The 23,573-nt window shown below is 40.8% G+C and carries 15 protein-coding genes, 18 tRNA genes, 3 rRNA genes and 2 pseudogenes; all 38 read right to left on the bottom strand.

Annotation, left to right across the window (positions count from 1 at the left end; all coding sequences use genetic code 11):
- Positions 1-131 precede the first annotated feature (131 nt).
- The 38 genes and pseudogenes from tnpA to mfd all read right to left on the bottom strand — a co-directional run bounded on the left by tnpA (position 132) and on the right by mfd (position 23,573).
- Positions 132-604: pseudogene (tnpA, locus tag A4H00_RS04120) on the bottom strand (IS200/IS605 family transposase).
- A gap of 178 nt (positions 605-782) precedes the next feature.
- Complete coding sequence (gene recO / locus A4H00_RS04115; RefSeq protein ID WP_067087556.1) at positions 783-1,550, bottom strand: DNA repair protein RecO; 768 nt, start codon at positions 1,548-1,550, stop codon at positions 783-785.
- Positions 1,537-2,715: a pyridoxal phosphate-dependent aminotransferase gene (locus A4H00_RS04110; protein WP_067087554.1), complete on the bottom strand. Its 1,179-nt coding sequence runs from the start codon at positions 2,713-2,715 to the stop codon at positions 1,537-1,539. Before A4H00_RS04110 ends, recO begins: the two co-directional genes overlap by 14 nt.
- A gap of 139 nt (positions 2,716-2,854) precedes the next feature.
- Positions 2,855-3,814, bottom strand: coding sequence for a ribose-phosphate diphosphokinase (locus A4H00_RS04105; RefSeq protein WP_067087552.1), 960 nt, complete (start codon positions 3,812-3,814; stop codon positions 2,855-2,857).
- 124 nt (positions 3,815-3,938) lie between these two features.
- Positions 3,939-5,119: pseudogene (gene pcsB, locus A4H00_RS04100) on the bottom strand (peptidoglycan hydrolase PcsB).
- Positions 5,120-5,347: 228 nt separating this feature from the next.
- On the bottom strand, positions 5,348-5,716 hold the full coding sequence (gene mreD / locus A4H00_RS04095) for a rod shape-determining protein MreD (RefSeq protein WP_067087550.1): 369 nt from the start codon (positions 5,714-5,716) through the stop codon (positions 5,348-5,350).
- On the bottom strand, positions 5,716-5,883 hold the full coding sequence (locus A4H00_RS12345; protein WP_335339458.1) for a rod shape-determining protein MreC: 168 nt from the start codon (positions 5,881-5,883) through the stop codon (positions 5,716-5,718). The genes mreD and A4H00_RS12345 overlap by 1 nt, the downstream gene beginning before the upstream one ends.
- A 26-nt stretch (positions 5,884-5,909) precedes the next feature.
- A complete protein-coding gene (locus A4H00_RS12340; RefSeq protein WP_067087548.1) occupies positions 5,910-6,542 on the bottom strand; it encodes a rod shape-determining protein MreC in 633 nt (210 codons plus the stop codon).
- Positions 6,543-6,801: 259 nt separating this feature from the next.
- Positions 6,802-6,889: transfer RNA gene (locus A4H00_RS04085), tRNA-Ser, on the bottom strand.
- Positions 6,890-6,898: 9 nt separating this feature from the next.
- Positions 6,899-6,972, bottom strand: a tRNA-Ile gene (locus A4H00_RS04080).
- A gap of 34 nt (positions 6,973-7,006) precedes the next feature.
- Positions 7,007-7,077: transfer RNA gene (locus A4H00_RS04075), tRNA-Gly, on the bottom strand.
- Positions 7,078-7,086: 9 nt separating this feature from the next.
- Positions 7,087-7,159, bottom strand: a tRNA-Phe gene (locus tag A4H00_RS04070).
- Between the two features lie 15 nt (positions 7,160-7,174).
- Positions 7,175-7,248: transfer RNA gene (locus A4H00_RS04065), tRNA-Met, on the bottom strand.
- Between the two features lie 15 nt (positions 7,249-7,263).
- Positions 7,264-7,353: transfer RNA gene (locus A4H00_RS04060), tRNA-Ser, on the bottom strand.
- Between the two features lie 32 nt (positions 7,354-7,385).
- A tRNA-Ile gene (locus A4H00_RS04055) sits at positions 7,386-7,459 on the bottom strand.
- 11 nt (positions 7,460-7,470) lie between these two features.
- A tRNA-Met gene (locus A4H00_RS04050) sits at positions 7,471-7,544 on the bottom strand.
- An 11-nt stretch (positions 7,545-7,555) separates the two neighbouring features.
- Positions 7,556-7,629, bottom strand: a tRNA-Pro gene (locus A4H00_RS04045).
- Positions 7,630-7,683: 54 nt separating this feature from the next.
- Positions 7,684-7,757 (bottom strand) — tRNA-Arg (locus A4H00_RS04040).
- Positions 7,758-7,767: 10 nt separating this feature from the next.
- Positions 7,768-7,852: transfer RNA gene (locus tag A4H00_RS04035), tRNA-Leu, on the bottom strand.
- 7 nt (positions 7,853-7,859) lie between these two features.
- A tRNA-Gly gene (locus A4H00_RS04030) sits at positions 7,860-7,931 on the bottom strand.
- A gap of 13 nt (positions 7,932-7,944) precedes the next feature.
- Positions 7,945-8,017: transfer RNA gene (locus A4H00_RS04025), tRNA-Thr, on the bottom strand.
- 14 nt (positions 8,018-8,031) lie between these two features.
- Positions 8,032-8,113, bottom strand: a tRNA-Leu gene (locus tag A4H00_RS04020).
- Positions 8,114-8,115: 2 nt separating this feature from the next.
- Positions 8,116-8,188: transfer RNA gene (locus A4H00_RS04015), tRNA-Lys, on the bottom strand.
- Between the two features lie 2 nt (positions 8,189-8,190).
- Positions 8,191-8,263: transfer RNA gene (locus A4H00_RS04010), tRNA-Asp, on the bottom strand.
- 18 nt (positions 8,264-8,281) lie between these two features.
- Positions 8,282-8,354, bottom strand: a tRNA-Val gene (locus A4H00_RS04005).
- A 6-nt stretch (positions 8,355-8,360) separates the two neighbouring features.
- Positions 8,361-8,475 (bottom strand): 5S ribosomal RNA (rrf, locus tag A4H00_RS04000).
- 94 nt (positions 8,476-8,569) lie between these two features.
- Positions 8,570-11,465: ribosomal RNA gene (locus A4H00_RS03995) — 23S ribosomal RNA — on the bottom strand.
- A gap of 132 nt (positions 11,466-11,597) precedes the next feature.
- Positions 11,598-11,670 (bottom strand) — tRNA-Ala (locus A4H00_RS03990).
- Between the two features lie 52 nt (positions 11,671-11,722).
- Positions 11,723-13,268: ribosomal RNA gene (locus tag A4H00_RS03985) — 16S ribosomal RNA — on the bottom strand.
- The 16S, 23S and 5S rRNA genes sit together here with 18 tRNA genes alongside, the layout of an rRNA operon.
- 314 nt (positions 13,269-13,582) lie before the next feature.
- Complete coding sequence (locus tag A4H00_RS03980; RefSeq protein ID WP_067086464.1) at positions 13,583-14,047, bottom strand: transcriptional regulator; 465 nt, start codon at positions 14,045-14,047, stop codon at positions 13,583-13,585.
- Between the two features lie 124 nt (positions 14,048-14,171).
- Positions 14,172-16,148 (bottom strand): ATP-dependent zinc metalloprotease FtsH, encoded by a 1,977-nt coding sequence (gene ftsH / locus A4H00_RS03975; RefSeq protein ID WP_067087546.1) that lies wholly within the window; start codon positions 16,146-16,148, stop codon positions 14,172-14,174.
- Positions 16,149-16,169: 21 nt separating this feature from the next.
- Positions 16,170-16,712, bottom strand: coding sequence for a hypoxanthine phosphoribosyltransferase (hpt, locus tag A4H00_RS03970; RefSeq protein WP_067087544.1), 543 nt, complete (start codon positions 16,710-16,712; stop codon positions 16,170-16,172).
- Positions 16,713-16,719: 7 nt separating this feature from the next.
- Positions 16,720-17,988: a tRNA lysidine(34) synthetase TilS gene (tilS, locus tag A4H00_RS03965; protein WP_067087542.1), complete on the bottom strand. Its 1,269-nt coding sequence runs from the start codon at positions 17,986-17,988 to the stop codon at positions 16,720-16,722.
- Positions 17,988-19,268, bottom strand: a complete 1,281-nt coding sequence (locus tag A4H00_RS03960; protein WP_067087540.1) for a serine hydrolase — start codon at positions 19,266-19,268, stop codon at positions 17,988-17,990. The genes tilS and A4H00_RS03960 overlap by 1 nt, the downstream gene beginning before the upstream one ends.
- A 13-nt stretch (positions 19,269-19,281) precedes the next feature.
- Positions 19,282-19,401, bottom strand: coding sequence for an SP_0009 family protein (locus A4H00_RS12275; protein WP_099092155.1), 120 nt, complete (start codon positions 19,399-19,401; stop codon positions 19,282-19,284).
- Entirely contained in the window at positions 19,398-19,769 is a 372-nt protein-coding gene (locus tag A4H00_RS03955; RefSeq protein WP_067087538.1) for an FtsB family cell division protein, read from the bottom strand. The genes A4H00_RS12275 and A4H00_RS03955 overlap by 4 nt, the downstream gene beginning before the upstream one ends.
- Entirely contained in the window at positions 19,741-20,028 is a 288-nt protein-coding gene (locus A4H00_RS03950; protein WP_067087536.1) for an RNA-binding S4 domain-containing protein, read from the bottom strand. The genes A4H00_RS03955 and A4H00_RS03950 overlap by 29 nt, the downstream gene beginning before the upstream one ends.
- Positions 20,029-20,078: 50 nt before the next feature.
- Entirely contained in the window at positions 20,079-23,573 is a 3,495-nt protein-coding gene (gene mfd, locus A4H00_RS03945) for a transcription-repair coupling factor (protein WP_067087534.1), read from the bottom strand.

Raw genomic sequence — 23,573 nt, 5'->3', positions numbered from 1 at the left:
ACCACCCGTGAAAACGGGTGGCTTGTACACCGGCTATAAGCCGTTTCCCTCCAGCGGGCGTCTAAAGACGCTCGCTGAACTTCGTTCAGGTTAGCTTCTATTACTTGACTAATGCTAGTCACAACGGGCTTTTATCTTGTTCTAAAACCTCCATCTGAAAATGGATCTTCATACTCTTTAACACTCAAGAATCAAGAGCGATGTCAGTCTTTTCCTGCTCACGGATATACTTCGCAACAGTTTTCTCGTTTAATCCTACCGTACTGACGTAATAGCCTCTTGCCCAAAACTTGCGATTTCCATACTTATATTTTTAATTCGCATGTTTATCAAATATCATTAAGGCACTTTTACTTTTCAGATAGCCCATAAAATCAGAAATCGCAAGTTTTGGAGGAATGAGAACTAACATATGAACATGATCTGACATCATGTGTCCCTCAATGATTTCAACACCTTTGTATTGACATAGATGACGGAAGATAGCAATTAAATCCTGTCTAATTTTGTAGTAAATGGATTTTCTGCGATACTTCGGTGTGAAAACTATATGATATTTGCACATCCATTTAGTATGTGATAAACTGTAACTGGTTTTAGCCATTTCTTTTTCCTCCTTTTATCTAACCTGAACAATTAGATTATAACAGGAAAAAGAAATGGAAGCTCAAAGCCTTGTCAGCCACCAGCATAGCTGGTGGTTTTCTTTTTTTCTCTTCGAGAAAAACTGGCTCGAAGTCATAATAAGCAAATCTGGGTTGAAAATCCATTCTCAACCCAGATTACTTATCTCCCTTTTTCAGTAACTGCCCCCAAGAAGACAGATCATCAATAAATTTCTTCGATTTTAGGTGAATCCCTACATACTCATCATAGAGCTGATCAATAAATAGGCGCAACTTTTGCTTCATCTCATCCTTGACTGAAATTCGCTCCAATTCCTCAAACGAAATTGCTTGAAATTGATCAATCAGATAGAGCACATTGGGATCTAAATGTAGACGCCTCTCATCTTCGTGATAATGCTGCGGGCATAAAACTCCCGAATATTGATACGAATAATCAAAGGGAAGGCCTACACGGTGGCAAAAAGCACACTCATGAACATTCAAGGAAACCCCAAATCGACTCAACAACTGAATCTCAAAAATATTGGTTAAAATTTCATAATCCAGGCCCGACTCCATTAACTCCAAGGTTTTGACCAAAAAAGCAAATAAAGCCGCATCGTGCATCTTGTCCTGCAAACATGCATCTGCCAAGGCCAAAATATAGGTTGCATAACTTAGCCGAAAAATATCCTCATTCAGTTGCCGAAAAGGTTGAACCTGATGAAAATCTTCGATATAGCTCAAACCATCATCGTTGATTTTTATAATAAAGTCTGCATAAGTCAAGGGCTGAATCGCAGCTGTTAACTTGGACTTAGCTACATGTTTCACGAAAAACATTCGTTTCCCAGCTTGTTCCGTAAAGATTTTGACCAATTTATCTGCCTCACGAAAGTCCCGATTATACAGAACGATTCCCCTTGTTTCAATCCGTTCCATATTCTGCCATAAATTCTTTCAACCGGACCATTGCTTGCTCAATGGTCTCCATACTTGCCGCATAGGAAATCCGAATATAGCCCTCTCCATACTGACCAAAGGCTGCACCTGGAATAAAGGCAACTGCTTTTTTTCGAGCAAATTCTTGCAAGAAGCTAAAGGAATCTTGAGGATATCCGTCAGGAATCTTAGCAAAGATATAAAAAGCCCCTTCTGGTTTGATAATCCCAAATCCAAGCTCTGTCATTTTTTCAATCAGATAATCCCTGCGTTTGACATATTCATGACGCATCGGAAGCGCATCATCTTTTCCATTTTTCAAGGCTTCTAAGGCGCCGTATTGCATAGCTGTCGCAGCAGCTGTCACCAAGTATTGATGACTTTTAATCACCTGTGCAACAATCTCCGCACACGACATAATGAGCCCAATCCGCCAGCCAGTCATGGCATGCGATTTAGACAAGCCTTGAATCAAAATCGTCTGCTCAGGTAAGAATTCTGCAATCGACACATGGGGCTCTCCTGTATAGGTCAATTCTGCATAAACCTCATCAGACAAGACAAAGATAGGATATTTCTTCAAGACTTCTGCAAAAGCCTGAATTTGTTTCCGAGAATAGGTTACCCCTGTCGGATTCGCAGGATAATTAAGAATCACTGCCTTGAGTTTCTCTCCTTGCTCAATAATGGCTTTCTCTAACATCTCAGGTGTTAAGACAAAGTCATTTTCGGTCGTATCAATCTCAACAATATCTGCGCCTACCATATTCACAATCGGCTCATAACCTGGATAAGCAGGTGCTGGAAGCAGTACCTTATCTCCAGGTTCCAAGATAGCTACTAAACTAGCAGATAAGGCTTCCGTCGCACCAATTGTAACCAAAATTTCATTCATAGGATTGTAGGACAGATTGTATTTTTCTGCTACAAATTCTGCTGCTGCCTGCCGTAACTCCAATAACCCAGCCATACCTGTGTAATGACTCTGGTTAGCATCAATGGCAGCCTTCGCTGCTTCCTTAACATGATCAGGCGTTGTAAAATCAGGCTCCCCCAGTGTTAATTTTAAAATACCAGGAATATCTGAAATAGCTTGATCAAACTGCCGAATCATAGAGACCTCAATCCGGTTCAAATTCTGATTAAAACGATGACGTAAATCCATATACTACCTCTCTCTCCAGTGCTATATCATTCATTTTTTGACTATACATCACATTATACCACTATTTCTACCTGAGGCAAAATCTACTACATGAATAAAAGGCTGAAACAGATGTTCCAACCTTCTAAGTCTGCTCATTCTAATTATTTTCAAATAATGGGGACAATGGACGTTTTTCATGAATCCGAATAATGGCCTCAGCTAATAAGTCCGCTGTCGAAATTCGTTCAATCTTATCAATCAAACGCTCTTCAGGAATTTCGATCGTATCAAGGACAACCAACTTCTTAATCGCAGAGTTTTGAATATTTTCCATAGCAGGTCCAGACAAGACCGGATGCGTACAAGAAGCGTATACTTCTACCGCACCAGCTTCCGCCAAGGCATCAGCAGCATGACAAATTGTTCCAGCTGTGTCAATCATATCATCAATCAAAATACAAGTTTTACCTTCAATATTTCCGATAATATTCATCACTTCTGATGTATTCATCTTATCAACACTGCGACGTTTATCAATAATCGCAATCGGAGTTTTCAAGAATTGTGCTAGTTTGCGCGCACGTGTCACTCCCCCGTGATCAGGAGATACGACGACATATCCTTCTCCAACCATACCACGACGCTCAAAGTAATCTGCAATCAATGGAGCTCCCATCAAATGATCCACAGGAATATCAAAGAAACCTTGAATCTGTGCAGCGTGCAAATCGATGGTTAGCAACCGATCTACACCAGCAATTTCTAACATATTTGCGACCAATTTAGAGGTAATTGGCTCGCGCGCACGTGCTTTCCGATCCTGACGTGCATACCCATAATAAGGAATAACGACATTTACTGACTCTGCAGACGCACGCTTTAATGCATCCACCATAATTAAAATCTCCATTAAATGATCATTCACTGGAGAACTTGTTGATTGAAGAATATAGACATGTCTCCCACGAATAGACTCCTCAATATTCACTTGAATTTCACCATCTGAAAATTGACGAACAGTGGATTTTCCTAATGAAATCCCCATTTTCTCTGCTACCTTAGCTGCTAACTTTTGATTAGAATTAAGGGCGAACAATTTTATGTCAGAAAACGCCATGACAGCCTCCTATTTATTTCTACTTTACTATTTTAAACCTTTTTAAGACAATTTTCAAACAAAATCAAATCAAAATCTTACACGAAAAAACTTTGGATTTCTCCAAAGTCTTAGTTCATTTCTATTATGGGTAAATATAACCAGCAATACCGCTAGATGCAGCATTAAATGATCCACGGAAGTTTCCAACATATTGGTTTCCGTTGTAGTTTGATTCTAATACTTGAATTTGTGAACCATTTACTTCTGTTACGACAGCAACGTGTCCAAATGCCCCGTCAGTCCATACTGCGACAGCCCCAACTTGTGGAGTAGAACCTGTACGGAAACCTGCTGCTGCTGCTGAATACAACCATTGGTTTGCATTCCCCAATAGTTCCCAACCCAAGGTGCTACTTGTTTTGCTCCCCAAGTACATTGACCAACTGGATATGTATTGCTCGCATCATAAGTATAAGTTGCAGCAGCTGGAGCTGCTGCTGCTTCTGTAGCTGGAGCAGCTGAAACAGTTGACTCAACATTTCCACCAGTTGTCAATAAAGTTGCAACTGGCTGTTGTTGCATTTGAGTGGTAGCTGCTTGACGAGCTTGGTAAGCTGCTTGAGCTGCGGCAGCTTCTCTTGCAGCAGCTTCTGCTGCAGCTTTTTGCTCAAGAAGGGCATTCTTCTCACCTTCTGCCGTTGCTCTTTCTGCAGCCAGATTCAATTGTGCTACTTTCAAGGCTGCTTGCTGAGTATTCAATTCTTGTGAAGCATCATCTAATTTTTTCCAGTTTGCTTCAACAACGTTAATGGCTTCCTGATTCGCTTTTTGTTTTTCAACGATTGCTTCTTTATCCGCTTTTTGTTGTCCAAGCATACGATTATTTGCAGAAACAATTTCACGCATTGCATTGATACGAGACACAGCATCTACAATTGATTTAGAATCTAAAATCGTGTTAATATAACTAGTTGCTGAACCATCTGTTTGAGCGCTACGCGCTTGTTTTTTTAACGCCTCATCACGTGATACAATATCACCTGCCAATTTTTGAATCTCTTGACTTAATGATTGTGACTCAGCCTGTAAACGCTCATTTTCAGCATTTAAACTTGCTTGTTCTGCAAGAATAGCATCTACTTTTGATTGTAACGCTTCTACCTGCGCTTGTGCACTGGCTTGTTGACTTGCAATTTCTTTAATTTTATTATCTTGAGCAGCAATTTTGCTATCTGTATCATCTGCCTTAACAGCTACAACTGTTCCAGCATTTGTTAAAATAATGGTACTTACGAGCAAGGTTGCTAAATATTTTTTCTTCATATCGAATTCAGACTCCTCTATTCTTTCTGACTATCTCATTTTACCAAAAAAAATTGCGTAAGTATATTACGCAATTGTTACATTTTTATGTCTTATTCGTAATCCCAAATATCTTTTCCATTAACGGGTGGATTATCACCAATAGGAAAATGTTAAACAGTAAGCTTGGCACTAAATTATAAAAAACAAAAATAAACATAGAAAGATTTGTAATTTGAAATAATCGAGCTAATAAAAAGTTCCAAATTCGAACGTAAAGACCATTACCAACAGCAAAATATAGTTCGTAACTCGTTTAAAAGCTAGACTCTGATATACGTAATAAACCAGGTAAACTGTCAAAGGGAGCAAGGCTGTAGATAAACCAATAATATTAAAATAATAGATGTCATATACAAAGCCCAGTATAACATATAAAACCATCATTGGCGTAACAGTCACATACAGACTTGCAAAAATTCCCACTATCAATAGCAAATGACTGGTAATTGATACCGCTTTTGGTGCCAAATTTGTTAACAAAGTAGACAATTGGGCGTCTAATAAAAAAGCCAAGAATAACAAAAACGGCAGGAAATAAAAAATGTACTTCTTCATTATTCCTCTCCAACTACCAAAACAGAATAAATATTAGAAAAATTTGCTGCTGGTTTGATATACAGCTCCCGACTAAGATCTCTTGTACTAGTCTTTACAGATGAAACTTTCCCAACAAGAACATTTGAAGGCATATCCCCAGCTAAATCACTTGTCACTACCTCCACTCCCTCAGGAATAGTTTCCGTACTATTTAATTGATTGATAATAAAGGTAGAACTATCCGTATCATACCAACTAATACACCATAAATATTGGAGGTTCCCGCCAAAATCTTCACAGGAATTTTTGTAAATTGATCAGAACTAGATAATAACTTTACATTTGTCGCATTTGAATAGACATTATCCACTAGACCAATCAACGCACCATTTGCAGCAACAAGCATACCTTCCTTAACGCCATCTTTTGCACCGATATCCAACATCAACCGACTTGCCCAAGATGTAGGAGTTCGACTAGATACTAAACCAGTTATGAAGAGCTTATTTCCATAAGTCCCAGCCAAGGACAAACTTTGGCGCAAGCTCTCATTTTCCTTTTCTAAGCTGTCTTTTTCTGCTAATTGATTCTTTAAATCAATGTTTTGTTTTTTAAGTTCTTTATTCTCATCATAGGCAGCAATCAAATCTGCAATTGATTCCTTTTGCTTAGAAAAAAACTGCGTGGGGCGCCCTATAGCATTATTAACAGTTGATATCGACGAATGAATAATACTTGATATGTAAGGAATCTGCATTTTTTTATTAACTGTCAAGAATAAGAAAGATAAAGATAGTACTAAAATTACAGAACTAACAACAATTAACTTAGAAATTTTATTCATTTCCAACCTCACCCATACTCAACACTAATTTATACTCAATGAAAATCAAAGTTAGCGCCTTTGCAACTTTCTTAGATGCTTCCTACCACTTTTTTATTACTGTCCTTTTCACTTACTGAAAAAGCATCATGTTTCCCCCACTTAACTTGCTTTATCTTAGAGTAAAAATAAATAGTTATAGATAAAGAGATATTTTTGAAATTCAATGAGTATTACAATACAATAAAACGAGAATATCAAATGATAATCTCGTTAACAACGGAGAATAAGGGATTCGAACCCTTGCGCCAGTTACCCGACCTAACGATTTAGCAAACCGTCCTCTTCAGCCTCTTGAGTAATTCTCCACTTATAAATGGGCACGAGTGGAATCGAACCACCGACCTCACGCTTATCAGGCGTGCGCTCTAACCATCTGAGCTACGCGCCCAAACACTTGTTTGGTATTTGGATAAGAATCCAAAAGCGGGTGACGAGAATCGAACTCGCGATAACAGCTTGGAAGGCTGTAGTTTTACCACTAAACTACACCCGCTTATTACTATGGCGCGAGACGGAATCGAACCGCCGACACATGGAGCTTCAATCCATTGCTCTACCAACTGAGCTACCGAGCCAAATCCACAATCAAATTGCGGGAGCAGGATTTGAACCTACGACCTTCGGGTTATGAGCCCGACGAGCTACCTAGCTGCTCCATCCCGCGATACTATTATTTAAAAGGAGGATGTGGGATTCGAACCCACGCACGCTTTTACACGCCTGACGGTTTTCAAGACCGTTCCCTTCAGCCGGACTTGGGTAATCCTCCAATATACCATAGTTCTACCTTAAACTATAAAATGGACCTTGTAGGACTTGAACCTACGACCGCTCGGTTATGAGCCGAGAGCTCTAACCAGCTGAGCTAAAGGTCCAGCACAAACAATAGCGGCGAAGGGGATCGAACCCCCGACCTCCCGGGTATGAACCGGACGCTCTAGCCAGCTGAGCTACACCGCCAAAAAAATAAATCGGGAAGACAGGATTCGAACCTGCGACCCCTTGGTCCCAAACCAAGTACTCTACCAAGCTGAGCTACTTCCCGTATTACCTACTGTAAAAATAAATCTCCCCTAATGAAACCCATTAAGCGAGCCCATGCACCCTAGAGGAGTCGAACCTCTAACCGCCTGATTCGTAGTCAGGTACTCTATCCAGTTGAGCTAAGGGTGCCTATCTTGAATGCCGAGGACCGGAATCGAACCGGTACGGTGTTAACCACCGCAGGATTTTAAGTCCTGTGCGTCTGCCAGTTCCGCCACCCCGGCCTCTTCAAGCGAACGACGGGATTCGAACCCGCGACCCCCACCTTGGCAAGGTGGTGTTCTACCACTGAACTACGTTCGCATTTATCCCTCTATGCCGGCTACATGACTTGAACACGCGACCCTCTGATTACAAATCAGATGCTCTACCAACTGAGCTAAGCCGGCTTATTTCTTATTTATGCGGGTTAAGGGACTTGAACCCCCACGCCCGAAAGCGCCAGATCCTAAATCTGGTGCGTCTGCCAATTCCGCCAAACCCGCAATGACCCGTGCTGGGCTCGAACCAGCGACCCTTTGATTAAAAGTCAAATGCTCTACCAACTGAGCTAACGAGTCTACGGTCCCGACGGGAATCGAACCCGCGATCTTCGCCGTGACAGGGCGACGTGATAACCGCTACACTACGGGACCTTCTACGTTCTAAACGTATGGGAGTTAACGGGATCGAACCGCTGACCCTCTGCTTGTAAGGCAGATGCTCTCCCAGCTGAGCTAAACTCCCTCTCTAGCTAAGCGACTACCATATCTCACAGGGGCAACCCCCAACTACTTCCGGCGTTCTAGGGCTTAACTACTGTGTTCGGCATGGGTACAGGTGTATCTCCTAGGCTATCGTCACTTAACTATCTTCTGAGTATTTACACACTCAAAATTGAATATCATATCAATTCGTCACAAGTCTTCCTTACGCTGTAAGCTCGTTGAATCTTTTTTTCTTTGGATAAGTCCTCGAGCGATTAGTATTGGTCCGCTCCATTGCTCACACAACTTCCACTCCCAACCTATCTACCTGATCTTCTCTCAGGGCTCTTACTAACTGAACGTTATGGGAAATCTCATCTTGAGGTGGGTTTCACACTTAGATGCTTTCAGCGTTTATCCCTTCCCTACATAGCTACCCAGCGATGCCTCTGGCGAGACAACTGGTACACCAGCGGTAAGTCCACTCTGGTCCTCTCGTACTAGGAGCAGATCCTCTCAAATTTCCTACGCCCGCGACGGATAGGGACCGAACTGTCTCACGACGTTCTGAACCCAGCTCGCGTGCCGCTTTAATGGGCGAACAGCCCAACCCTTGGGACCGACTACAGCCCCAGGATGCGACGAGCCGACATCGAGGTGCCAAACCTCCCCGTCGATGTGAACTCTTGGGGGAGATAAGCCTGTTATCCCCAGGGTAGCTTTTATCCGTTGAGCGATGGCCCTTCCATGCGGAACCACCGGATCACTAAGCCCGACTTTCGTCCCTGCTCGAGTTGTTGCTCTCGCAGTCAAGCTCCCTTATACCTTTACACTCTACGATTGATTTCCAACCAATCTGAGGGAACCTTTGGGCGCCTCCGTTACCTTTTAGGAGGCGACCGCCCCAGTCAAACTGCCCGTCAGACACTGTCTCCGATAGGGATCACCTATCCGGGTTAGAGTGGCCATAACACAAGGGTAGTATCCCAACAACGCCTCCATCGAAACTGGCGTCCCGATCTCTTAGGCTCCTACCTATCCTGTACATGTGGTACAGACACTCAATATCAAACTGCAGTAAAGCTCCATGGGGTCTTTCCGTCCTGTCGCGGGTAACCTGCATCTTCACAGGTACTAAAATTTCACCGAGTCTCTCGTTGAGACAGTGCCCAAATCATTACGCCTTTCGTGCGGGTCGGAACTTACCCGACAAGGAATTTCGCTACCTTAGGACCGTTATAGTTACGGCCGCCGTTTACTGGGGCTTCAATTCAGATCTTCGCGTTACCGCTAAACCCTCCTCTTAACCTTCCAGCACCGGGCAGGCGTCACCCCTATACATCATCTTACGATTTAGCAGAGAGCTGTGTTTTTGATAAACAGTTGCTTGGGCCTATTCACTGCGGCTCAGTCTAACTGAGCACCCCTTCTCCCGAAGTTACGGGGTCATTTTGCCGAGTTCCTTAACGAGAGTTCTCTCGCTCACCTGAGGCTACTCGCCTCGACTACCTGTGTCGGTTTGCGGTACGGGTAGAGTATGATACATCGCTAGAAGCTTTTCTTGGCAGTGTGACATCACTCACTTCGCTACTATACTTCGCTCCCCATCACAGCTCAACGTTATAGGTATAAGCATTTGACTCATACCACGCCTTACTGCTTGGCCGGACTCTTCCAGTCGTCCGGTTGAGTTAGCCTACTGCGTCCCTCCATCACTTCATACTCTAGTACAGGAATATCAACCTGTTGGCCATCGGATACACCTTTCGGTCTCTCCTTAGGTCCCGACTAACCCAGGGCGGACGAGCCTTCCCCTGGAAACCTTAGTCTTACGGTGGATGGGATTCTCACCCATCTTTCGCTACTCATACCGGCATTCTCACTTCTATGCGTTCCAGCGCTCCTCACGGTACACCTTCGCCACACATAGAACGCTCTCCTACCATACCTATATTTAGGTATCCACAGCTTCGGTAAATTGTTTTAGCCCCGGTACATTTTCGGCGCAGGGTCACTCGACTAGTGAGCTATTACGCACTCTTTGAATGAATAGCTGCTTCTAAGCTAACATCCTAGTTGTCTGTGCAACCCCACATCCTTTTCCACTTAACAATTATTTTGGGACCTTAGCTGGTGGTCTGGGCTGTTTCCCTTTCGACTACGGATCTTAGCACTCGCAGTCTGACTGCCGATTATATCTCGTTGGCATTCGGAGTTTATCTGAGATTGGTAATCCGAGATGGACCCCTCACCCAAACAGTGCTCTACCTCCAAGAGACTTAACATCGACGCTAGCCCTAAAGCTATTTCGGAGAGAACCAGCTATCTCCAAGTTCGTTTGGAATTTCTCCGCTACCCACAAGTCATCCAAGCACTTTTCAACGTGCCCTGGTTCGGTCCTCCAGTGCGTTTTACCGCACCTTCAACCTGCTCATGGGTAGGTCACATGGTTTCGGGTCTATAACATGATACTAATTCGCCCTATTCAGACTCGGTTTCCCTACGGCTCCGTCTCTTCAACTTAACCTCGCATCATATCATAACTCGCCGGTTCATTCTACAAAAGGCACGCTCTCACCCATTAACGGGCTCGAACTTGTTGTAGGCACACGGTTTCAGGTTCTATTTCACTCCCCTCCTTTTCACCTTTCCCTCACGGTACTGGTTCACTATCGGTCACTAGGGAGTATTTAGGGTTGGGAGATGGTCCTCCCAGATTCCGACGGGATTTCGCGTGTCCCGCCGTACTCAGGATTCTGCTAGGTACAGACTCTGTTTCGAATACGAGGCTTTTACTCTCTTTGGCTCTACTTCCCAGTAGATTCTTCTACAAAATCTGAGTCCACATTGCAGTCCTACAACCCCGAAGAGTAAACTCTTCGGTTTGCCCTCCTGCCGTTTCGCTCGCCGCTACTCAGGCAATCGCTTTTGCTTTCTCTTCCTGCAGCTACTTAGATGTTTCAGTTCACTGCGTCTTCCTTCGCATGACCTTAACAGTCATGGATAACATGCATTACATGTTGGGTTCCCCCATTCGGACATCCCTGGATCATCGCTTACTTACAGCTCCCCAAGGCATTTCGTCGTTAGTCACGTCCTTCTTCGGCTCCTAGTGCCAAGGCATCCACCGTGCGCCCTTATTAACTTAACCTTATTTTTAACCTAATTCTTTCAAATTAGAAAACTCATTAATTCACAGCGTTTTCGGTTTATTTTCTTGTTACTATTTGATATAGATATTCAATTTTCAATGTGCAAATCTCTACAACTATTTCCAGTTGTATGGAGCCTAGCGGGATCGAACCGCTGACCTCCTGCGTGCAAAGCAGGCGCTCTCCCAGCTGAGCTAAGGCCCCACAAGACCTCTCAAAATTAAAGAAGACTACGTACAGAGTTCCGTTTCCTTAGAAAGGAGGTGATCCAGCCGCACCTTCCGATACGGCTACCTTGTTACGACTTCACCCCAATCATCTATCCCACCTTAGGCGGCTGGCTCCTAAAAGGTTACCTCACCGACTTCGGGTGTTACAAACTCTCGTGGTGTGACGGGCGGTGTGTACAAGGCCCGGGAACGTATTCACCGCGGCGTGCTGATCCGCGATTACTAGCGATTCCGACTTCATGTAGGCGAGTTGCAGCCTACAATCCGAACTGAGACTGGCTTTAAGAGATTAGCTTGCCGTCACCGACTTGCGACTCGTTGTACCAGCCATTGTAGCACGTGTGTAGCCCAGGTCATAAGGGGCATGATGATTTGACGTCATCCCCACCTTCCTCCGGTTTATTACCGGCAGTCTCGCTAGAGTGCCCAACTCAATGATGGCAACTAACAATAAGGGTTGCGCTCGTTGCGGGACTTAACCCAACATCTCACGACACGAGCTGACGACAACCATGCACCACCTGTCACCTCTGTCCCGAAGGAAAACTCTATCTCTAGAGCGATCAGAGGGATGTCAAGACCTGGTAAGGTTCTTCGCGTTGCTTCGAATTAAACCACATGCTCCACCGCTTGTGCGGGCCCCCGTCAATTCCTTTGAGTTTCAACCTTGCGGTCGTACTCCCCAGGCGGAGTGCTTAATGCGTTAGCTACGGCACTGAATCCCGGAAAGGACCCAACACCTAGCACTCATCGTTTACGGCGTGGACTACCAGGGTATCTAATCCTGTTCGCTCCCCACGCTTTCGAGACTCAGCGTCAGTTACAGAGAGAGCCGCTTTCGCCACCGGTGTTCCTCCATATATCTACGCATTTCACCGCTACACATGGAATTCCACTCCCCCCTTCTGCACTCAAGTTCGACAGTTTCAAAAGCATACTATGGTTGAGCCACAGCCTTTTACTTCTGACTTATCAAACCGCCTGCTCTCGCTTTACGCCCAATAAATCCGGACAACGCTCGGGACCTACGTATTACCGCGGCTGCTGGCACGTAGTTAGCCGTCCCTTTCTGGTAAGATACCGTCATACAATGGACTTTCCACTCCCATCGCTGTTCTTCTCTTACAACAGAGCTTTACGATCCGAAAACCTTCTTCACTCACGCGGCGTTGCTCGGTCAGGGTTGCCCCCATTGCCGAAGATTCCCTACTGCTGCCTCCCGTAGGAGTCTGGGCCGTGTCTCAGTCCCAGTGTGGCCGATCACCCTCTCAGGTCGGCTATGTATCGTCGCCTTGGTGAGCCGTTACCCCACCAACTAGCTAATACAACGCAGGTCCATCTGGTAGTGATGCAATTGCATCTTTTAAATGCTTACCATGCAGTTAGCACTCTTATGCGGTATTAGCTATCGTTTCCAATAGTTATCCCCCGCTACCAGGCAGGTTACCTACGCGTTACTCACCCGTTCGCAACTCCTCCGCTCGGTGCAAGCACCAAGCTTCAGCGTTCTACTTGCATGTATTAGGCACGCCGCCAGCGTTCGTCCTGAGCCAGGATCAAACTCTCATTAATAGTTTGAGTCTTCACTCATTCTGTTCACCGACAGATTTATTTCTTTTGTTCATTGACGGTTTATGTTTCCATAAACCACCCTGCACGTTTGGTTCGTCTTCTTTAATTTTCAAAGGTCTTGTCTGTCGCTCTCTCAAGCGACAACTATATCAGTATATCACTTCTTCAATTCCTTGTCAACACTTTTTTGAAACTTTTTTTAATTTTTTTCATCTTTTTTGTCTCTCCGGGAATTTTCCGTGGCTGTTCTGCGTCAGCTATCCTAATATACTACATTTGACCTTCGATTGTCAAGAACTTTTTTCTTTTTTTTTCTAATCTTCTAAATAGACCCGTAACTCGCGTAACATCTTCCGACGCCCTTTGAAGTTCCTCCCGCTTATGAGGAGTTCATATTGGCCAACTTCTTCTTCACTTAGTTGGGAACGATAGCTACTTAGTCTGTCGCGGAGACAGATTAACTCATCTGTAACTAAGCCGCCGCTCCCTAGCTTATGCGATACTTCTCCTATTTCCTCATAGCTCATCCGGTCAAACTTCCGTTTCTGGCTTTCTTGTTTCCGAATGATGTCTTTGATGTAATTGCGGAATTTTACTTTATAATACCGATATAAGCGACTAGGGTCCTCTTCTATCCCTGCCTCGCGCTCTAGTAAGCAATACAATATATACATCCCTTCTTGATCCCAGTCGCTGACCTCCCAGCTCTTAATATAGTATTCCTTCCGGGCTTTCACTACTATCGGGCGTACTTGTAAATAGAGTCTCTTAAAGTCCATCCTGCTTCTCCTTTCATTCTTCTATCTCTAATTTACCAAATCGATACAAGATAGAAAAGGACTTTTTTGTCCTATAAATCGAAAATAGGTAGCTGAGTACCCATCTCAACTACCTATTTGCTTATTATTTCTCTTCTTGCATTTTTTCTTTGATTTCATCATATGAAAGGGGGTGCACATCATCATTATCAGGATGACTCAAATCTGTTGGCATTTGGCCAGTTTCATAAAGCGATTTGATTTGGATGCTATCCAACGTTTCATATTTCAACAAGGCTTCCGCAATCAATTTATGAGTTTCTCTATTTGCCTGAATAATTTCAGCTGCTTTATCACGCGCTTCATTCAATAATTTACGAACTTCATTATCTAATTCATAAGCTGTTTGCTCAGAGATATGTTTCGGTGTAGTATAGCCACCAAACATAGCATGATTTCCTTCATACTGCATTGGTCCCATCTTGTCACTCATTCCATATTCTGCTACCATGGCACGAGCCATTTGAGTTGCTTGCTCAAAATCATTTGAAGCCCCTGTTGTCTGAGCATTAAATATAATTTCTTCTGCTACACGACCACCCATAAGACCTGCCAACTGCTCTTTCATATCTTCCTTAGATAGAAGCATTTGGTCCTCTTTTGGCAAGGCTATCATATAACCACCAGCACGTCCACGAGGAACAATAGTTACCTTATGTACCTCACGCGCATTTGAAAGAACAAGTCCAACAATAGTATGTCCAGCTTCATGATATGCCACCATCTCACGCTCACGTTTTGAAATCTGACGATCTTTCTTAGAAGGTCCTGCAATAACACGATCCTCTGCTTCATCAATATCAGACGCATCAATAACGGATTTGTTTTGACGTGCTGCAACAAGAGCTGCCTCATTTAATACATTTTCTAAATCAGCTCCGACAAAACCTGGTGTTTGTTGTGCTACTAATTTCAAGTCAACATCGTCTGCCAGTGGTTTATTTTTGGCATGGACTTTCAAAATAGCTTCACGACCTTTAACATCTGGTCTTCCAACCAATACTTTGCGGTCAAAACGTCCAGGACGAAGAAGGGCTGGATCTAATACATCACTGCGGTTGGTTGCTGCAATAACAATGATACCTTCGTTACCAGCAAATCCATCCATTTCAATCAACAATTGGTTAAGAGTCTGTTCACGTTCATCGTTTCCACCACCCATACCAACTCCACGTTGACGACCAACAGCATCAATTTCATCAATAAAAATAATAGCTGGTGCTGCTTTTTTAGCATCTTCAAAGAGAGAACGAACACGGCTAGCACCTACTCCGACAAACATTTCTACAAAGTCAGAGCCAGAAATACTAAAGAACGGGACACCGGCTTCTCCAGCAACAGCTTTTGCAAGTAGTGTTTTACCAGTTCCTGGAGGTCCCTCAAGTAGGACACCTGCAGGAATCCGTGCACCTAATTTTGTAAAGCGTTTTGGATCTTTTAAAAACTCAACAACTTCTACTAATTCTTGTTTTTCTTCCTCTGCTCCAGCCACATCTGAAAAACGCACTTTAACATTACTTTTTTCCAATGCCTTCGCTTTATTCCGACCAAAGTTCATGGCGCCACGAGCGCCACCGCCACCTTGATTCATCATCATCACAAAGAAGACACCGAAAATAATAAGCGGGAAAATATTGATTAAAATATTTAACCAAAGACTATTGGAACTTTCTGGCTTAACAGTCACTTTCACATCATGCTCACTAGCCAGAGATTGTAAATCAGCTAATGTAGAATCAGCTGCCAATATAGTAGAAGTAAACTTACTATAACTTACCTTATCAGAAATCTGGAATAATTTAATCGACTCTGCAGCTTTACTTTCGCTAACTCTTGCATTCTTATAGGTTCCAGATACCTCTATGATACTACCATTTGGTTGATAAGTAATGTCCGTAACATTTCCATCTTCTAACTCTTTTACAACTTGTGAATAGCTGATTTCATGGGACGAAATTTGGTTGCCAGCTTTTAAAAACTGGTAACCTGTCAGAATGGTAGCAATTAATAATATAATGAGAAAAGGATTTCGGATTAATCCTTTAGTGTGTTTATTTTTCATAAATACTATAGTAACCTTTTTCTATTTTGAGTAAACTTCCTCTTTTAAGACTCCTACATAAGGAATATTGCGGTAGTTTTCATTATAATCTAGACCAAATCCTACAACAAATTCATTTGGAATTGTAAAGCAAGTATAGTCTGGTTCAATTTCAACTACGCGACCTTCTGGTTTATCAAGTAATGTCACAATTTTAATAGAAGCTGCTTGGCGCAAAGCAAACAATTCCTTCAATTCCTTCAGTGTGCGTCCTGTATCAATAATATCTTCAATGAACAAAACATCACGACCTGCAACATTTGTATCTAAATCCTTAATGATTTTGACAGTACCACTGCTCTCAGTACCTCCATGGTAACTAGATACAACCATGAAGTCCATTTCAATATGAGTGTCAATATGTTTCACAAGTTCTGCCATAAAAGGAATAGAACCTTTCAAAATACCAACCAATAAAGGATTTTTTCCAGCATATTCTTCTGTTAAAATCTTTCCTAATTCCTTGCTTTTAGCAACAATTTCTTCTTCTGAAATAAGGATCTTTTTGATATCTTTTTCCAACATATTCCGTTCACTCTTTCATTTTTATATATAATGTAGCTTTGATTATATCATTTTTTAATGATTTACTCAAATCACTGATAGCCATATTGGCAATTCCATAGATTTTTCCATCTTGTTCAACCAAAACAGCTTCATCTCGTACTTTTTTTGGTACTTTTTCATCAATAAAATAACGACGAATCTTTTTATGAAAGGAGTTAAGTAACATTTTATCTCCTGCTCTTCTTCTTCGTAAAATAATAGGCTTATCCGCTTGAAGATACAGAATCTGTGTTGCTTGCTCTAGTGGCACATTTAATGAAAAAATGAACGATCCATATTGAAAAATACCTTCTGATTCTATCATGTATTGTTCTGGTTGCCTATCCGTCTCAGGTTGTATTTTTGTAATAGCAAAATGTTGATAATCTTTTATCAGGTAATAATCGCCTTTTAAATGATGATGATAGTTGGACTTTGTTTCAAGAATTGTCAGTAGTTGTTCAAATTGTTCTCGTGTCAATTGGAGGTCTGGAAATTGTTCCACATATTGCTGTAGTAAGATATAACGTACAGCTTGCGATTGTGATTGAAATACTGCCATATCAGTGATATCAGTAGACCAGGTTAATTCTGTGATAGCTCGATATAGTATTTCCGATTCTCTTCCCAGATTTAGTAAGGCATGGGAAAGCTGGGGGTTTTCTTTTTCCAACATCGGAAGATAATCATTACGAACACGGTTTCGCAGATAAATAGGAGAACTGTTACTCCTATCTTCCATATGTTCCACTTCCAACAATTCTTCTTTCTTGAAAGATAGCAAGGGACGAATCAATTCTCCTGTCGCAAATGGTTGAACCGATTTTATCCCAGACATATGCATCAAACGACTACCCCGAATCAAGCGCATAAAAATCGTTTCTGCTTGGTCACCAGCATGATGAGCTGTTACCAAAGCTGTATACTGATAATCTCTCATGATAGTGGCAAAAAAATCATATCGCATTTTACGAGCTACTTCTTCAGAAAATTTTCCTTCAAAATAAGAAATATAAAAGGGAAGTCCTCTCTTCTCTGCCCAATTTTTCACAAAAACTTCTTCTGCAATGGATTCGGGTCGTTGTTGATGATTGACATGGGCAATTCCAATTCGTATGCCGAGAACTGCTTGGTATTTGTAAAGAAGATGTGCGAGATTCATCGAATCTTTTCCGCCTGAAACAGCAATGAGAACAGACTCATGTTTATCAAAAAAGTGACCTTTTTGCGTCACTTTTAAAAATTTTTCTTCCATTATTTTAAAATTCCATATACATCATTTGCAATCTGTGAAATAACATCATAACTTAATTGATCCGTAAAAATAGACAGAATAAAGGGCTCTCCTGCATAGACAACAGCTACATCATGCTTAAAATCATAGGCATCCCCAATTTTATGAGCGACCTTAACATTTATATCACGTGCAATCCGTTGGTCATCAAAATTAGTAGCAGACAAGCTTTCAAGTACATAGCCATTCTGACGGTAAATGGCCTCCATCATTAGTCCTGCCATTTCAGCTGTAGCCATTCGTGACACCATATCCCATTTTTGCCCAACAATTCTAGTTGTTTCACGATAAAAGCGTTTGTCAAATTTATCTGCTGCATAATAACCAAGTAAGTTACTCGCTACATTATCTGATTCTTTTGCAGTTCGATTAAGCAAATCATCCATCCGATACTGCTGATTATCTGGTGTTTTAACAATTGACCCGCTTCCTTCTGGGTCATAGGCACCGTTAAAATCTTCTGTTTCTTTTACATACTTTACAGTATCTGTCAAGTTTATTTTTCCTTCATCTAGTTTTACTTGAGCATAGTAAAGAGTAGGAAGTTTCGTCACACTCGCAGCATACATCATTGTATCCTGATTGACACCTGCTGTCTCTCCTGTTGACAACTTTTTGACATAGACAGCTATATTTTTAGAAGAATATTTACTTGTCAACAAATCTTGAACAGCCTCTATACGATTGTCTGTTTCAGATACATCATTGATGTTAACCCAGCCTTTAGAATGAATCTTGGCAAAGAACCCCAAATGAGTTTCAGCAATTTCTGACACAGTTACTTCTTGATAAGGTTTTAAATAAAGAGTTAGTTTTTTAGCTTGGTTAGCAATAGGACTGGAATAAACAGTAAAATTTTTCTTGAGCCAGACTTTTTCTGAAAGAACCGTACGATGTAAGACAATATCATCATAGATACTTGTCTGATCAGCAACTACATAACTCTTATCTTTCAATTGAAAGACCAATTGATTTTGATCATTGACGACAACATCTATAATTGAAAAAGATTGGTTTGGCTTAATTTTTTTGAAAGGAATTGTCAACTCTTTGTCAAGGTAACTGTCAACTTCTTCGTATACATTTGGATTGGTTGGAACAGTTTGAAAATCGGTACTATACTCTTTATAATTCAACTGATAGTTCATCTGATTTGATAATTCAAATGGAATTTCGGTACTTCCAACTGATGTAGCTGCAAATAAAACTGGACTAATGAGCCATAATAACTGTTTTTTCATGTTCCCTCCTTTCCTATTGTTTTGTTTCTTTCTTTTCTAATTTTAAGGTTTGATTTTTCTCAGCTAATTCTTCTAATTTTTCATCAGAGTAGGCCAAAAATTTTTCAACAATGTCTACAATCGTTTCTGTCATCGTGGTAATAACCCTGGAATATTATAGATAAATTCCCCATCCTTTGAATATTGAATTTTTGCTCGAATATATTTTGCAACATACTCCTCATCTTCTAATTTTTTTACCAATGAAGATTCCATTTTTTGTTGCGCTTCTAATTCTTCATAACGATTTTCTAACTCAGATAACTGCTCCTCTCGTTTTTGCAGTGTCTGATAACTCGTAACCAGATTATAGGTTGGTAAAACAAAGAGAAAAACAACCAAAATCAGAATAGACCCCATAAATCGATTCTTTTGCTTTTTTTCTTGCCGATAACGCTGACTTTTTTGTAATTCTTCCTGAATATAGTGATTATTAATTTGGAGAATATTCGATTTTTTCATCTGCCTCAATCCTTGCTTCGCTGATGATTTCATACATCTTCAGCGCATCTTCTTTCTTGGTGCTATCTTTCATTTCAAGCACCTTGACCACTAGCAATTTATTACCAAAACGGATTTCAATCTGGTCATTTTCTTTTAAGTCAGTCGATGATTTCGCCAAAATACCATTGACTTTTATTCTTCCCTTATCCGCTACTTCTTTTGCCACTGTACGGCGTTTGATAATACGAGAAACTTTTAAATACTTATCTAATCTCATTTTTTCACCTCATTTCTTTATTGTATCACTTTTTAATTACTTTTAACACTTTAGGAGTTTTTTCGAGCCTTAATTTCTAGCATTTTTTCAGCAAAATGCATGAGTTCCTCGATAATTTGATAATCTTTCTTCTTATCTGATAAAAAGACTAATTCTACACGGCCCTTATTTTCAGAAATACGAGCTTTTAACTTGGTTGCAGAAAGTGCCTCAAAATAATCTTGCATTAGGAAAATTTGACCCGACATTTCCTCAAAGGTGACGATAATTTGCTCTTGTTTTCTTTCCACTTTTTGAGCAAATAGTTGATCGAAATAAGATTTTAATAAGCCAATTTCCAGAAGATAGGCAACTACATCTGGATATTCTCCAAATCGATCAATCAATTCATCCTGTAATTCTTCATAATCCACACGATTTTCAAGTTGCTTAATGCGCTTATAAATTTCAATTTTTTGACGCTGGTCTGTAATATAGTCACTTGGCAAATAAGCATCAATCGATAGATTGAGTTCTGTATTGCTTTTTTCCCGTCTAGCTTGTTTTCCTTGCTTCTCCAAAATAGCATTTTCTAATAATTGAGAATACAGTTCATATCCAACTGAATCAATAAATCCACTTTGCGCAGCTCCTAAGATATTGCCAGCACCTCGAATAGATAAATCTTGCATGGCAATTTTAAAACCAGACCCCAAATCTGTAAACCCTTTTATGGCTTCCAATCTCTTTTCTGCAACTTCTGTCAAATTCTTATCTGGACGATACATTAAATAGGCATACGCAATGCGGTTTGAACGACCAACACGACCTCTCAATTGATACAAGGTTGACAATCCCATATGATCTGCATTTTCAATAAATAGGGTATTGGCATTTGGAATATCCACCCCTGTTTCAATAATAGTGGTTGTCACTAATACATCATATTCCCCTTCAATAAAGGATAGGAGCGTATTTTCCAGTTGAATCTCTGACATTTGCCCATGAACAAAACCAATTGTTGCTTCTGGTACCAACTCTCTCAATTCAGACACTTTTTGTTCAATAGTGTCAACTTTATTGTAAAGATAGTAAACTTGTCCACCTCTATCCATCTCTCGTAAAATAGCATCGCGAATAATCGTTGGATTTGTTTCTAAAACATAAGTTTGAACAGGGTAGCGATTTGTCGGTGGTGTTTCAATAACAGATAAATCGCGAATTCCCAACATAGACATCTGCAATGTTCTTGGAATAGGCGTTGCTGTTAATGTCAGAACATCTATTTTACTTTTCAATTCTTTCAAGCGCTCTTTATGCTTTACTCCAAAACGCTGCTCTTCATCAATGACTAAAAGCCCCAAATCAGCAAATTCAACATCTTTTGACAATAAGCGGTGGGTTCCAATCAAAATATCTACTTGGCCTTTTTTGAGTTTTTCAAGTGTCGCTTCTTGCTCAGCCTTGGTCTTAAAACGGCTCATCACATCAATATTAACGGGAAACTCTGCAAAACGACTTTGGAAATTCGCAAAATGTTGCTGAGCTAAAACTGTTGTCGGAACTAAAATAGCAACTTGTTTCCCATCATTAACTGCTTTAAAGGCAGCACGCATGGCAACTTCTGTTTTACCAAAACCAACATCTCCTACCAATAGACGATCCATTGGAGATGATTTTTCCATATCTTTTTTAATTTCTTGTATGGAACGAAGTTGGTCTTCTGTTTCAACATAAGTGAAATGCTGGTCAAACTCGACTTGATTTTCATCATCAGGTGAGAAAGCAAAGCCTTTTAATTGACTACGCTCTGCATAAAGACGAATCAAATCATCGGCAATATCTTCAACTTGTTTTACTACCTTCTGCTTGGTTCGTTGGAAACGACCATCATTTAATTTATTGAGTTTGGGTGTTTTACCATCTGAAGCAAGATACTTGGACAATACATCAATTTGCTCAACTGGTAGGGAAATACGATCATTGTTCTGGTATTGAATACTCAAATAATCGCGATGAATTCCCGATATTTCAATTGTTTCAATTCCAAGGTATTGCCCAACACCGTGAACAGAGTGGACTACATAATCGCCAACAGACAATTCACTATAATCCTTTAATCGTTCAGCATTTGAAATCGTATTCCGACGGACTTTGCGCTTGATCTTTTTATGAAAAATCTCATGCTCAGTAATCAAGGCAATCTTCTCATCTAAGAAATGAAATCCCGTTGATAACTGACCAATGGTAATTTGTTGCTGACCTATTTCTATATCATTAGGCTCAACAAAAGGCAGTTCAATCTCATATTCCTGTAATGTTTTTTGTAAACGTTGTAAAGAAGAATGTGACTCTGCTTGAAGAATAACCGTATGTGAAGACTTAGCATAGTGTCTCAATTCGTCTTGCAATAACGGAATTTGATTGAAGAACTCCTGCATGGAATGTTGATTAAATTGGTAAATTGCATCAAATGTGAGATTACCTAATCCTTTTTGAAAGACAGAAAAGTAGGTTGCAGGTTTGTATTTTCTAAAAGATGAGTAGGTAGATGCAAAATAATGTAACGTTGACAGAGACTTGTTATTTTGTAAATCTTGTGTCAACAGTTCTGCAACTTCTACATCAAATTGAGCATGTCGATCAGCTATTTTATGAAAATCATCAAAAAATACTGGTGTGTGCCTAGGAAGATAATCGAGTAAAGTCCATTCTTTTTCATAGAAATAAGATAGAAATTTCCGACTATCTGGGTGACGGTAGGTCTGTTTGACATCTGCTAAGACCTCCTCTATATATGAAATCTGTTCTTGCTGCTGTAATGTTTGTAAATTATCTGTCAACTTTTTTTCAGCACGCAAAAAATCTTCTGAAGAAAAAATCATATCAGAAGCTGGTGTGATAAACAACTCTTCAATTGTTTCAATCGACAATTGACTCTCACTATCAAACTGACGTATCCCATCAATCTCATCGCCAAAAAATTCCAAACGATAGGGATGTTCTTGACTCATTTCAAAAATATCAAGAATGTCTCCACGTTGACTAAATTCACCTTGGGATAAGACACGAGAAACTTTTTTATAGCCGATTTCTTGTAATTTCTTTACAAGTTTGTCAACTTCACATTCTTCTCCTATTGCTAATTGAATACTAGCTTGTTGATAAGACAAAGGATTAGGCAATAGAATACGGCAAGCAGCCATACTAGCTACAATAATCCCTGATTTCTTTCTATCTAGAAGAAAGTTCAGACTGTCTAATCGAGCCTTTGTGCGATCATTAGAAGCAAAAACAAATTCAGCTACAGGGTTGTCATCTGTAAAGAAGTTGTAAACAACATCACTTCCCAGGATATTCATCAATTCTTGGGTTAACTTCTCAGCTTCATTCTGAGTTGGTGTTACAATCAAACATTTTTCATCCATTACATCAAATACTGATGCCATGACGAGGGCCTTCATTGTTCCTGAAAGTCCCATGATGAGCTGACGCTTTGATTGATATAAACCTGCTTGCCACTTGTCAATTTGCCTATTACGATTGACTAATTCAATGATATTCAT

It is taken from the genome of Streptococcus marmotae (genome assembly GCF_001623565.1).
In the GTDB taxonomy this organism is placed as follows: domain Bacteria; phylum Bacillota; class Bacilli; order Lactobacillales; family Streptococcaceae; genus Streptococcus; species Streptococcus marmotae.
Note: the sequence above shows the minus strand (reverse complement) of the source record. Positions and strands in the feature narration are given on the sequence as shown.